This is a genomic window from Paraburkholderia sp. BR10954 (assembly GCF_040965775.1).
GTDB classification, from domain to species: domain Bacteria; phylum Pseudomonadota; class Gammaproteobacteria; order Burkholderiales; family Burkholderiaceae; genus Paraburkholderia; species Paraburkholderia youngii.
The window spans coordinates 43,991-56,671 of record NZ_JBFRCK010000035.1 but is presented as its reverse complement, the minus strand read 5'-3'; the positions used below and the strand labels follow the sequence as shown (position 1 = coordinate 56,671).

Genomic DNA, 12,681 nt, shown 5'->3' with positions numbered 1-12,681 from the left:
ACGCAACCCTGGATGGTCACCCACGATGGATAAGCACGTTCTCGTCACCGGTGCGCGAGGTCTGTTGGGCGCCGAAGTGATCGCCCGGCTCACGGCAATGGGCTACCCGGTCGTCGCATTCCTGCGCTCCGAAGGACCGGTTGTCCGCAACGACGGCACGCCGCTCGCGGCAACCACGTACGACGGCCACACGCCTGCAGCCGGAACCTTCGCATGTGTGCGGGGCGACGTCGCCGAACCCCAGCTTGGGCTCGACCCGCACACCTACGAGGCGCTGCGCGCGACGACGGGCGCGATCGTCCACTGTGCCGCGCTCACCAGTTTCGGACGCAAGCCCGAAGTCTACGACGCGATCAACTTTCGCGGCACCGAGCGCATCGTCGAGTTCGCGCAGCCTCGCGACGACGCGCCGATACCGCTGCTCTACGTGAGCACCGCCTATGTCTGCGGCGAGCGCCCCGGCGTGTTCAGCGAGGACGATCTGGACCTCGGCCAGCGGCTGGGCAACCCGTATGAGCAGAGCAAGTACCGCGCGGAACAATCGGTGCGAGCGGCGATGCGCAGCGGTCTGCCGGCCGCGGTGCTGCGCCCGTCGATCATCGTCGGCGACTCCGCGAGCGGCGTGATCCGCAAATTCGACACGCTCTACACCGTCGTGCGCCTGACGGCCGCGGGACTCGTGCGCACGATGCCAGGCGACTACGGCGCGACGCTGAACATCGTGCCGATCGACTGGGTCGCCGACTGCGTCGTCGAGGCGCTGGTGAAGTTCCCGCTGGTGCGCGGACGCACGCTGCATCTGACCTCGGGCGCGCCGACCACGCTGCGCGAAATCAACGACGTCTGCGCGGAGTTCCCGTCGTTTCACGTGCCTCGCTATGTGCCGCGGCATGTGTTCGACGCCGCCGCGATGAAGCCGCTCGAGCGGCGCTACTACGACGAGGTCGTGAAGCTGTACGAGTCGTACCTGACGCGCCAGGTGCGCTTCGCCCGCGACGCGACCACCGCGATCATGCCGCCCATGCCTCGCGCGACGGGCAAAACGCTGCTGCGCAGGATCTTCCGTTATGGAATCGCGGCGGGCTACTTCGTGCCGCGCACGGCTTGACGCTCAGGGAGCCTAACCATGTTGATGACCGATCCGATGCTCGCCGAGCTCTGGCAAAAAGCGCGCACCGCGTTGAGCGCCCAGTTCGAACAGCGGGCACCGAGCGCCGTCTTTCTCGAAGGCTCGATCGCCGAAGGTTTCGGCAACGAGCGCTCCGATGTCGACTTCGTCGCGATCGTCGATAGCGGGCTGGAGCCGGCCACGATGCCGTACATCCTGTTTATCGACGGCCGCCGCATCGAAGTCAGGTTGCTGAGTCCGGCGCGCCTGCGCCGCGAGCTCGCGCAGGTTCGCGCAGCGCTCGGCAAAGGGCGTCGCGCGGTCGCGCGGCTGTCGTGGAATCTGCTCGAACGGTGCCAGCGCTTCATCGGTGCGCTGCCGATCGACAACCCGGCATTGATCGAAACGCTGCAAGCGGAGCTTGGCCGCGACGCGCTCTGCGAGGCGGTGGCGCTGTGGTTCGAGGATTTCGCGCGCCAGACCGGCCGCTATGCGGTCGCGATGTTCGCGCTCGGCGAGCCCGACTACGCCCGCGCCTGGATCAGAACCGCCGCGTTTCATGCGGCGAAGAGTCATGTGGCGCGGCTCGGCGAGTGCTACATGAGCCCGAAATGGCTGTCGCTGCAACTCGAACGCGCGGCTATCGACGCGGGTCTCGCCGGCCGTCTGTGGAACCTGCTGCACGCGCCGCGCGAACATGGCGCCGAAAGCTCGTTCCTCGCGGCGGGGGTCGCGCTGCTCCGCGAGTTTGGCGTCGGCGGTGTGAGCCTCGCGGCGGAGAACGTGCTGATCGGCCCAGGCAAGGACGCGACGACCTGGCAGATCGGCGAACGGGTCCATGTGCTGCGAGGCAGCGACGTTTTTGCGCTCGACGACGAAGCCGCCCAGGCCTGGCGTGCGATCACCTTCGACACCCCATGCACGGCCATCGCCAGCCGTGGCGACGCGCAGGCGGCGAGCCGGCAGCGCGCGCTGATCGCGGACTTCAGCCGGCTGGGTCTCGTCAGCCTGCGCTGGAAGGGCAGCGGAGAAATCCACGCACGACAGCAGGCGACTTCGACGCCGGTGTCCCGTGCGCCGTTGATCTCGATCGATGGCGCACGCCTCGCGGCCGGCCGCGCGAGCGGTGCCCAGTTGCTGCCGATGCCCGCCGGGCGCTTCGCCGAAGCGGGCCTCGAGATGGTCTGGGCCAACATCGGCCTCGAAAATGCGCGCGAGGACGCCCAGGGCGCACTGCGGCGCGGCCAATGGAAGGTGCTCGAGTACGCGCTGCAACGGATGATGCAAACCGCCTGCATGGTCACCCTCGGCGCGCACGGCGTGACGCCGCAGTCGACGATGGAAGAAGCGACGCTCGACGCGATCCGGCTGCTGCCTCTCGATGCGGCGCTGATCGACGGCATCCGCGAACTCGAACAGTGCTCGATCGGATCGGCACCGGATGCCGAGCGTTACGTCGCGCTCGCCGATGAGCTCGCGCAGCGTCTGCGCAACCTCGGCGGCGACCCGCAGTTTCCGGCGAGCTTCGATACGGCATGGGGCTGGCGCGGCACGATCCACGCCGCCTACGACTGGATCAACCTCGGTGCGCATCTGCACGCGCGCTTTCCGCAGACCGCTCACGGCGGGCGCGGTACCGCCGAGGAAGCAAGAGACCTGCTCGCTTCGTCGAGCACCTGAGCAACGGGGACCTCAATGAATTTCGACACCATTGCGCGCGCATGCGGCGAATGCGAAGCGGGCAAGAGCTACGCACAGCACGAGAGCTTCGACGCAAGCAGCAGCGCCGGCCCAACAGCATCGCCACGTTTGATTCTCACCGCGGCAAGTCCCGCCGAAGCCATCGAGCGGCTCGCCGGCAACAAGGGACGATCGCTCCATCGGCTGGCGAACCTCGGTGTAGCGGTGCCGCACTGGGCGATCCTCGGCACCGACTGCTTTGCGGAGTTCCGCCGCGACGGCGGCCTCGATCAAACCATCGCCACGCTGCTCAGCGACTTCACGCCCGCCAACGCCGCCGCGATCGCGAGCAGGATCTGCGAGGCCGTGCTGACGTGCGACATCAGCGCCGCGTTGCGCGCCGACATTGCACGCGCGCACGATGCGATCGGAGACGGACCGCTCGCGGTGCGTTCGTCAGGTGTCGAAGAAGACAGCGCGAGCTTCTCGTTCGCAGGCCAGTTCGACACGTTCCTCGATGTACGCGGGCTCGACTCGACACTCGAACACGTGCGCCGGTGCTGGGCCTCCGCGTATTCCGAGCGCTCGCTGCGCTACCGGCATCAGCACGGACTCGACATGGCCGGCGCCGACATGGCTGTGATCCTGCAGCGCCTCGTTCAGGCGGACACGAGCGGCGTCGTGTTCACGATCAACCCCGCCAACGGCAAGCGCGACGAGCTGGTGCTGAGCGCCGTCTACGGGCTCGGCGAAGGACTCGTGTCGGGCGCCGTCGACGCTGACACGGTCACCGTGGACCGCCACACCGGGCACCACAAGCAGGTAGTGATCGGTGAAAAACGCGAGCGTCATGACGGCCGCCACATCCGCGAGGTTCCAGCCGCGCTGCGCGATGCTGCGGCCCTTTCCAACGACGAGATCGAGCGCGTCGTGGCGGCGGCCCGCACGCTCGAAAACAAGTTCGGCGAGCCGCTCGATATCGAATGGTGTATCGCGGAGCACCAGTTGTGGATTCTGCAGGCGCGCCCGGTGACCACGCCGGTCGCACCGGCCCCATCGCGGAGCGGCGAATTCCAGCTGTGGGACAACTCCAACATCGTCGAGAACTATCCCGGCGTGACCACGCAGCTGACCTTCACCTTCGCGCAGCACGTCTACGCACAGGTGTTCCGCGAGTTCTGCCGGCTGCTCGCGATTCCGCACAAGCAGCGGCGCGAGATGGACGGCTTCCTCGGCTCGACGCTCGCGTTCCTGAACGGGCGCGTGTACTACAACCTGCTGCACTGGTACAAGCTGTCCGGGCTCGCGCCGTTCCAGGACCTCGGACGCAAGATGATGGAAGTCCAGATGGGCGTCGACGAGCCGCTCGATCTGGCGAGCTTCGCCGAGCTGATCGCGCCGTACAAGGCCGGCTCGCGCGCTGGGCTCGCCTGCATCCGCGCCGTGAGCGGCACGAAGTTCGCGTGGCACTTCGCGCGGCTGGAGCGCAACGTCGAGCGCTTCCGCGCGTTCTTCTATCCGGTCTACGACGAGTTCAACGCGCTCGACTATCGCTCGCATCCCGCCGATGCCGTCTATGCGCACTACTGCCGCTTCGAGCAGGCGCTGCTGGCACGCTGGGGCATGATGATCGTGCTCGAATCGGCGATCGGTCTCAGTTACGGCGTGCTCAGGCGCGTGATCAAGCGGTGGATTGCCGATGCGCCCGACTGGCTCGAAGTGGCGGTGATCGGCGGCATGGACGACATCGAGTCGATCGAGCCGGTCCGCAGGCTGGCCGCGCTGGCGGAAGCCGTGCGGTCGAAGCCGCGGGTCGAAGCGCTGATCCGCAACACGCCGTCAGCCGATGCGTATGCGGCGCTGCGCGAATGCGGCGCGCCCGAGATCGTCGCCGACGTCGAGCGCTACCTTGCCGACTTCGCGTACCGCAGCAACAACGAGCTGAAGCTCGAAGAACCCGATCTGCGCGAAGACCCGGGCGTGCTGTTCGATATGTTGAAGGCCTCGCTCGCGCATGGCGCCGCGACGATCGATCGCAGCGCCACCGAAGCGCGCATCGACGCGGTGTTGCGTGAGCGGCTGGGTCCGCTGCAGCGCTGGATTTTTGCCCGCGCACGCGGCCGTGTGCGCGCCGCGATCCGGGCGCGCGAGACCGTGCGCTTTTGCCGTTCGCGCGCGTTCGGGGTCGCGCGCCGGATGTTCCGCGCGATCGGCGAGGGTCTCGCCGCCGACGGCGTGCTGGCCACAGGCCGCGACATCTTCCATCTGCGTCTCGACGAGATTCGCGGCTGCTTCGAAGGCACCGTGTCCCACCGCGAACTGCGCCCGCTCATCGAGCAGCGCAAGCGCGACGACGCGAGCTATCGCGCGATGGATGACCTGCCGCCACGCTTCGTCACGCATGGCCCCGTAGCGGCCTGGCTCAGCAAGCCGGCGAACCTCGCCGCGCTGCACGCGGCGCCCGCCCATGCGGCCGGCGCGACGCTGCGCGGCACGCCCTGCTCGCCGGGCTTCGCCGAAGGGCGCGCGAAGGTCGTGCGCGAAGCGAACGAATTCGACGGCGGCATCCTCGTCACCTATCGGACCGACCCCGGCTGGGTCCCGGTATTCGCGTCGGCGACCGGCCTGCTGATCGAGCGCGGCAGTCCGCTGACCCATGCCGCGATCGTCGCACGCGAAATCGGCATCCCGACCGTCGTGCAGATTCCGGGCCTCACCACGCGCGTGCAGTCGGGCATGCAACTCAAGGTCGATGGCCATAGCGGCGTGATCGAACTGCCCGAGCCGACCTGAAACGAATCCCCACCCCCTTGACTGACCACTGCAACCGCCCCTGAAGGAAACTGCCATGTACCGCCTGCTCAACGATCGTCGCGACCTGCCGCATCTGTGGCTCTACATCGAGTGCGCGCTGATATTCATCCCCGCCGCGGCCGTGCTGTATTGGCTCGGCCACTTTCCCTGGTGGGCGGGCGTGGCCTATGTGCTGGTCTGGAATATGTTCGGCGACCGCTTCACGATGAGCTACCACTGCACGCTGCATCGGCGGCTCTTCAGGAAGAAGTACCGCGCGCTCGAAATCCTGCTCGACTGGGTGCTGTGCCCGTTCTTCGGCCAGACGCCGGGCACGTTCTATGTCCATCACATGGGCATGCATCACATCGACGACAACCTGCCACGCGACCTGAGCTCGACGATGCGGTTTCAGCGCGATAGCGTCATCGGCTTTCTGCATTACTACTTGCGCTTCGCCGCGCTGGTGCCGGTCGAGCTCAGCGTCTATCTGTGGCGCTCGCGCAATACGAAGCTGATGCGGCAACTGCTCGTCGGTGAGATCGCGTTCTACGCGGCGATCGGCGCGGCCGCGTACTGGAACCTGCGGGCGACGCTGGTCGTGTTCGTGTTTCCGTTCGTGTTCGTGCGGCTGATGATGATGATCGGCAACTGGGTCCAGCACGCGTTCATCGACCCCGATCATCCGGACAACCCGTACACGAGCAGCACCAATACGATCGACTCGCGTTTCAATGCGCGCGTCTTCAACGCCGGTTATCACATCTATCACCACGTCCGCAAAGGCACGCACTTCAGCGAGCTCACGAAGGAGTTCGCCGCGAACCTCGAGAAGTACGGTCACGAGGATGCGGTCGTGTTCGATGGAATCGACATCGCGCAGATCTGGCTGCTGCTGGTCACGCGCCAGCACCGCAAGCTCGCCAGGCATTTCGTGCGCTTGCCGGGCGCGCCGGTGCGCAGCGACGACGAGGTGATCGCGCTCTTGCGTCGCCGTCTGCAGCCGATCCGCGACTGGTCGCCCGCTGCTTCGCTCGATCACGGAATCTCGACCAGGTAAGCGGGGAGCCGTCACCATGAACCTGACGCTAGTCGATGCCGTTTCAGCGCTGCCGCGCGGCGACGCTCGAGGCCTTCGCTTTGTCTCCTCGCACGGCGACGAGCACTACTATCCGTACGACGCGCTCGAGCGCGAGGCACGCCAGCGTGCGCAAAAGCTCGTGGCACTGGGCCTGAACAAGGGCGACCGTATCGCGCTCGTGATCCTGGACCCGGAAGCGTTCATCCTGAGCTTCCTCGGCGCGTCGTTCGCCGGTCTGGTGCCGGTTCCGATCTTTCCGCGCGGAAGCCTGAACTTCAGAACCCGCGAACGCTACGCCGAAACCGTCAGTCACATCGTGCGCTCGGCAGGCGCGCGGATGCTGCTGACGTCGAACTCGACACGCGAGACCATCGAGGACGTGCTGGCCGCCGACACCGGCCTCGAACGCATCGTGACCGTCGAAGCGCTGCTCGACGGCGAGCCGCCCGCCTGCGATTTGCCCACGCTGCATCCCGATGACCTGTGCTTTCTGCAATACACGTCGGGCAGCACGTCGCTGCCGAAAGGCGTGATGGTCACGCATCGCAATCTGATCGCGAATGCAACAGCGTTCCTCGGACCGCGCGGCATCGATCTGCACGAGCAGGATGTCTATGTGAGCTGGCTGCCGCTGCACCACGACATGGGACTCATCAGCGTGCTGGGCGCGCTGATCTGCGACTTGCCGAGCGTGCTGCTAGCAACCGAAGCATTCGTGCGCCGGCCTGGCCTGTGGATGGAGGCGATCACGAAGTACCGCGGCACGATCAGCTTCGCGCCGAACTTCGCGTACGCGCTCGCCGCGCGCCGTACCCGCGACCAGGACCTCGAAGGCCTCGACCTGAGTCGGCTGCGCGTGGCCGGCTGCGGCGCCGAGCCGATCAACGCGCAAGCGCTGCGCCAGTTCTCCGCGCGCTTCGAGCCCGCCGGCTTTCGCGCCGAAGCATTGCTGCCGTGCTACGGGATGGCCGAGGCAACGCTCGCGATCACGTTTCACGACCACGGCCAGCCGATCGTCACCGACGTCGTCTATGCGGCACCGCTGGGGCTCGGTCGAGCGATACCGGCCGCGCGTGATACCAGCTTGCGCACGATCGAACTGGTCGGCTGCGGCCATTGCTTTCCCGGACACGAGCTGCGGATCGTCGACGAATCCGGGCGGGCGTTGCCCGAACGCTGCGTCGGCGAGATCGTCACGCGCGGGCCCAGCATCACCGTGGGCTACTACGGCCTCACCGAAGCGAGCGCCGACGCGTACCGCGACGGCTGGCTGCAGACCGGCGATCTCGGCTACGTCGCGGGCGACCAGCTCTATATCTGCGGCCGCAGCAAGGACCTGATCGTGATTCACGGCTCGAACCTCTATCCGCAGGACATCGAATGGGCGGTGGCCGAGTTGCCGAGCGTGCAAAGCCGCGGCGTGATCGCGTTCAGCGTGATGCGCGACGGCGACGAGACGCTGGTCGTCTGCGCCGAGGGCAAGCCCGCGGAGGCCACGGCGCTGCGCCGTGCGATCGCGCAGAAGGTCGCCGAATGCGCGGGCTTGCAGGTCGGTCACGTCGCGATCGTGCAGGCGGGCAGCTTGCCGCGAACTTCGAGCGGCAAGGTGCAGCGCCGCCGGACCAAGGCGCAGTTCGAAGCCGGCGAGCTGGAGGAACACTCGTGAGCATGCGCTGGCGCGAGATCATGCTGACGGTGTCGGGCGCGCTCGCGCTCGCCGCCTGTCACCCGAAAGAAGCCGAGGTGACGCTGCCGCGCCCGGTCATCGCGGTGGTCGTGCATCGGGACAGCAAGCCCGTGCTCGCGACGCTGCCGGGCGAAGTCAACGCACGCTATGCGACGCCGCTGTCGTTTCGCGTCGCCGGCAAGCTGGTCGAGCGGAAGGTGCGGCTCGGCGATACGGTCACGGCCGGCCAGGTGCTCGCGCGGCTCGATGCCGACGACGCGCAGCGCAGCCTCGCGAGCGCGCAGGCCCAATTGATGGCGGCGCAGCATCGGCTCACCTTCGCCGAGCAGCAACTCGATCGCGACCGGGCTCAGGCGCAGGAACAGCTGATCTCGACGGCGCAGCTGGAGCAGACCCAGGATGCGTATGTGGCGGCCGCCGCGCAGCGCGATCAGGCGGTACAGCAGTTCGCGCTGCTGAAGAATCAGACCCAATACACGGTACTCACCGCGGACCATGCCGGCGTCGTCACCGCCGAAGACGCCGATACCGGGCAGAACGTCGCGGCGGGACAGCCGGTCTACCACCTCGCGTGGTCTGGCGAGGTCGATATCCTCTGCGACGTGCCCGAGAGCCTGCTGAACGCGCTGGCGGTCGGCAGCGCGGCCAGCGTGTCGCTGCCGGCCGTCACGGACCGACGCTTCACCGCGCACGTCCGGGAGCTGTCGCCGGCAGCAGACCCCGGCAGCCGCACCTATCGCGCGAAACTGACGCTCGATGCGCCAGGCCCCGAAGTCCGCCTCGGCATGACGGCCACCATCACCTTCGCCGACGCGTCCGGCGAGGCGCAAGCGGACGACCCGATCACGCTGCCCGCCAGCGCGCTCTTTCACGACGGCAACGCGCCGGCCGTCTGGGTCGTGCGGCCCGGCGACGAGGCGCTGGAACTGCGCCGGGTCCAGGTGGGCCGCTATGACGACCGCACGATCTCCGTCGCGCGAGGCCTCACGGACGGCGAGCGCGTCGTGCTGCAAGGCGTGCACACAGTCAGCGCCGGCGAAACCGTGCGCGCGGTCGCGCCGTTGCATCCCGAGGACTTCGCGTCATGAGAGCGCTGTTTGGCCAGGGGCCCGACGGAGCGGGCGGCCCCGGTGAACCGGGTGGACCGCGGCGGCCAGCAGCGGACGACACCGGCCGCTTCAATCTGTCCGCGTGGGCGATCCGCAACCAGGCGCTTGTCTTTTTCGCCGTCGTGCTCGCGACGCTGTTCGGCGTGCTCGCCTATTCCCGGCTCGGACAATCCGAGGACCCGCCGTTCACGTTCCGCGCGATGGTGATCCGCACCTTCTGGCCCGGCGCGACCGCGCGCCAGGTCGAGGAGCAGGTGACCGACAGGATCGGCCGCAAGCTGCAGGAAACGCCGCATCTCGACTATCTGCGCAGCTACTCCCGTCCCGGCGAATCGCTGATCGTCTTCACGATGAAAGACTCCGCGCCGGTGAGCGAGGTGCGCGACACGTGGTACGAGGTGCGCAAGAAAATCGGCGACATCGCGGATACGCTGCCGCCCGGCGTGCGCGGGCCGTACTTCGACGACGAATTCGGCGACGTCTACACGAACATCTATGCGCTAGCCGGCGACGGCTTCTCGCCGGCCCAACTGCACGACTATGCGGACGAACTGCGCGGCGTGCTGCTGCGTGTGCCCGGCGTCGCGAAAGTCGACTATTTCGGCGACCCCGACGAGCACATCACGATCGAGATTCCCAACGCGCAATTGACGCGGCTCAGCATCACGCCGCAACAGCTCGCGCGGGCGATCAACGCGCAAAACGCGGTCACGCCGAGCGGCACGCTCACCACCGCTTTCGATCGCGTGTTCGTGCGTCCGAGCGGCCAGTTCACCGACCTGACGGCGATGAGCGACACGCTGATCGACATCAATCACCGCCTCGTTCGTCTTGGCGACATTGCGACGATCAAGCGCGGCTACGACGATCCGCCGGTCTCGCAGGTTCGCACCAACGGCCGCCCGGTGCTCGCCATCGGCATCACGATGCAGACTGGCGGCGATGTGATTCAGCTCGGCAAGCTGCTCGACGCGAAGACGGCCGAATTGCGCGCGCGTCTGCCCGCGGGGCTCGAACTCGTCCAGGTGTCGAGCATGCCGCACGCGGTCTCGCACTCGGTCAACGGCTTTCTGCGCGCCGCCGCCGAAGCGATCGTGATCGTGCTGGCCGTGAGCCTTATCTCATTGGGCTGGCGCGCCGGCGTGGTGGTGGCGATTTCGATCCCGGTCGTGCTCGCGGTCACCGCGCTATGCATGAATGGGTTCGATATCGGCCTGCACAAGATCTCGCTCGGCACGCTGGTCCTCGCACTGGGGCTGCTCGTCGACGATGCGATCATCGCGGTCGAGATGATGGCAGTGAAGCTCGAACAGGGATGGGGCCGCGCGAGGGCCGCGGCGTTCGCCTACAGCAGCACCGCGTTTCCGATGCTGACGGGAACCCTGGTCACGGTGGCGGGATTCCTGCCGATCGCGCTGGCGAAATCGGCCACTGGCGAATACACGCGCTCGATCTTTCAGGTGTCCGCGATTGCGCTGGTTGCTTCGTGGTTCGCGGCGGTCGTGCTGATTCCGTTGCTCGGCTATCACCTGCTGCCCGAACGCAAGGACATCGCGCGCGAGACGCCGCCTCGGCGCGCGCTTCGCAAGCTGCGCCGGCGCGACGACGCGCAGACGCGCCGCGCCCCGCTGGCGGCGCCGCGCGCGCCCCGCTTTCATGACCGCCTGCGCGACTGCATCGCGTGGTGCGTGAAGCGCCGCCTCGTCGTGATTGGCGTCACGGCTGCGCTGTTCGTGGTTGCGTTGGCCGGCTTCGCGCTCGTGCCGCAACAGTTCTTCCCGAGCTCCGAGCGTCCCGAGCTGCTCGTCGACCTGCGGCTGCCCGAAAGTGCGTCGTTCGAAGCGACGCTGCGCGAAGCCGCGCGCCTCGAAAAGACGCTAGCCGGCCGGCCCGAGATCGATCATCTGGTCGATTTCGTCGGCACGGGCGCGCCGCGCTTCTATCTGCCGCTCGACGTCCAGATGCCCCAGCCGAACTTCGCGCAGCTCGTGATCACCGCCAGGTCCGTCGACGACCGCGAAAAGCTCGAACGCTGGCTCGCGAGCACGCTGCAAAACAGCTTTCCCGCCGTGCGTGCGCGTGTTTCGCCGCTGCAGACGGGACCCTCGGTCGGCTATCCGGTGCAGTTTCGCGTCAGCGGAAACGACCTCGCCACCGTGCGGGAAATCGCGGAAAAAGTCGCGGCGACGATGAAGGCCGATGCCCGCACGACGGGCGTGCATTTCGACTGGGACGAACCCGGCGAACGCTCGGTGCGCTTCGAGATCGACCAGCAGAAGGCGCGTGAGCTCGGTGTCACGTCGGAAGACGTGGCGAGCTTCCTCGCGATGACGCTATCGGGCTATACGTTCACGCAGTACCGGGTGCGCGACCGGTTGATCAGCGTCGACCTGCGCGCGCCCCAGCGTGAGCGGGTCGATCCCGCCGAGATCGTGAACCTCGCGATGCCGACGCCGAACGGCCCGGTTCCGCTCGGTACGCTCGCACACCTGCACAACGAGCTCGAATACGGGGTGATCTGGGACCGCGATCGTCAACCGACGATCACGGTCCAGGCCGACGTGCGCGGCAACGCGCTGGAGCTCGACGTGACCCAGGCGATCGATCGGACGCTTGCGCCGCTGCGCGCGTCGCTGCCGATCGGCTATCGGATCGAGACCGGCGGCGCGGGCGAGATCAGCGGCAAGGCGCAGGCGTCGGTGATCGCGCAGCTGCCGCTGATGCTCGTGGTGGTGCTGACGCTGCTGATGATTCAACTGCGCAGCTTCGCGCGCGTGCTGATGGTCGTGCTCACCGCGCCGCTGGGGCTGATCGGCGTGGTCGCCGCACTGCTGCTGTTCGGCAAGCCGTTCGGCTTCGTCGCGATGCTCGGCGTCATTGCGATGTCCGGAATCATCATGCGCAACTCGGTGATTCTCGTCGATCAGATCGAACGCAATATCGCCGCGGGCCAGGGGCGCTTCGATGCGATCGTAAGCGCCACGGTCCGGCGCTTCCGCCCGATCATGCTGACCGCCGCGGCCGCCGTGCTCGCGCTGATCCCGCTGCTGCAATCGGCCTTCTTCGGACCGATGGCGACCGCACTGATGGGCGGCATCACGGGCGCGACCGTGCTGACGCTGTTCTTCGTTCCCGCGCTCTATGCGACCGCGTTCAAGGTGCGGCACTTCGAACGCGGTGTGCGAACCGCGTCCTCGACAATCGAATACACGTGGAGCTGATC

7 protein-coding genes are annotated in these 12,681 nt (G+C 67.3%); all 7 read left to right on the top strand.

From position 1 onward, the window contains the following. Positions 1-25: 25 nt before the first annotated feature. From AB4Y34_RS33560 to AB4Y34_RS33530, 7 genes are read left to right on the top strand one after another with little or no spacing between them, the layout of a single operon-like run. On the top strand, positions 26-1,108 hold the full coding sequence (locus tag AB4Y34_RS33560; RefSeq protein ID WP_368718485.1) for an SDR family oxidoreductase: 1,083 nt from the start codon (positions 26-28) through the stop codon (positions 1,106-1,108). 18 nt (positions 1,109-1,126) lie between these two features. Further along, positions 1,127-2,788 (top strand): nucleotidyltransferase domain-containing protein, encoded by a 1,662-nt coding sequence (locus AB4Y34_RS33555; protein ID WP_368718484.1) that lies wholly within the window; start codon positions 1,127-1,129, stop codon positions 2,786-2,788. A 15-nt stretch (positions 2,789-2,803) separates the two neighbouring features. Further along, on the top strand, positions 2,804-5,581 hold the full coding sequence (locus AB4Y34_RS33550; protein WP_368718483.1) for a phosphoenolpyruvate synthase: 2,778 nt from the start codon (positions 2,804-2,806) through the stop codon (positions 5,579-5,581). 55 nt (positions 5,582-5,636) lie between these two features. Then, positions 5,637-6,641: a fatty acid desaturase gene (locus tag AB4Y34_RS33545; RefSeq protein WP_176383353.1), complete on the top strand. Its 1,005-nt coding sequence runs from the start codon at positions 5,637-5,639 to the stop codon at positions 6,639-6,641. 16 nt (positions 6,642-6,657) lie between these two features. Further along, positions 6,658-8,328, top strand: coding sequence for a fatty acyl-AMP ligase (locus AB4Y34_RS33540; protein ID WP_368718482.1), 1,671 nt, complete (start codon positions 6,658-6,660; stop codon positions 8,326-8,328). 2 nt (positions 8,329-8,330) lie between these two features. Continuing rightward, complete coding sequence (locus AB4Y34_RS33535) at positions 8,331-9,437, top strand: efflux RND transporter periplasmic adaptor subunit (protein ID WP_368718500.1); 1,107 nt, start codon at positions 8,331-8,333, stop codon at positions 9,435-9,437. Continuing rightward, complete coding sequence (locus tag AB4Y34_RS33530) at positions 9,434-12,679, top strand: efflux RND transporter permease subunit (protein ID WP_368718481.1); 3,246 nt, start codon at positions 9,434-9,436, stop codon at positions 12,677-12,679. The genes AB4Y34_RS33535 and AB4Y34_RS33530 overlap by 4 nt, the downstream gene beginning before the upstream one ends. Positions 12,680-12,681: the final 2 nt, after the last annotated feature.

Excerpts from the sequence above, each read along its gene's own strand:
- AB4Y34_RS33535 (WP_368718500.1), top strand. The coding sequence starts at position 8,331 with ATGCGCTGGCGCGAGATCATGCTGACGGTGTCGGGCGCGCTCGCGCTC.
- AB4Y34_RS33545 (WP_176383353.1), top strand. The coding sequence starts at position 5,637 with ATGTACCGCCTGCTCAACGATCGTCGCGACCTGCCGCATCTGTGGCTC.
- AB4Y34_RS33530 (WP_368718481.1), top strand. The coding sequence starts at position 9,434 with ATGAGAGCGCTGTTTGGCCAGGGGCCCGACGGAGCGGGCGGCCCCGGT.
- AB4Y34_RS33550 (WP_368718483.1), top strand. The coding sequence starts at position 2,804 with ATGAATTTCGACACCATTGCGCGCGCATGCGGCGAATGCGAAGCGGGC.
- AB4Y34_RS33555 (WP_368718484.1), top strand. The coding sequence starts at position 1,127 with ATGTTGATGACCGATCCGATGCTCGCCGAGCTCTGGCAAAAAGCGCGC.
- AB4Y34_RS33540 (WP_368718482.1), top strand. The coding sequence starts at position 6,658 with ATGAACCTGACGCTAGTCGATGCCGTTTCAGCGCTGCCGCGCGGCGAC.
- AB4Y34_RS33560 (WP_368718485.1), top strand. The coding sequence starts at position 26 with ATGGATAAGCACGTTCTCGTCACCGGTGCGCGAGGTCTGTTGGGCGCC.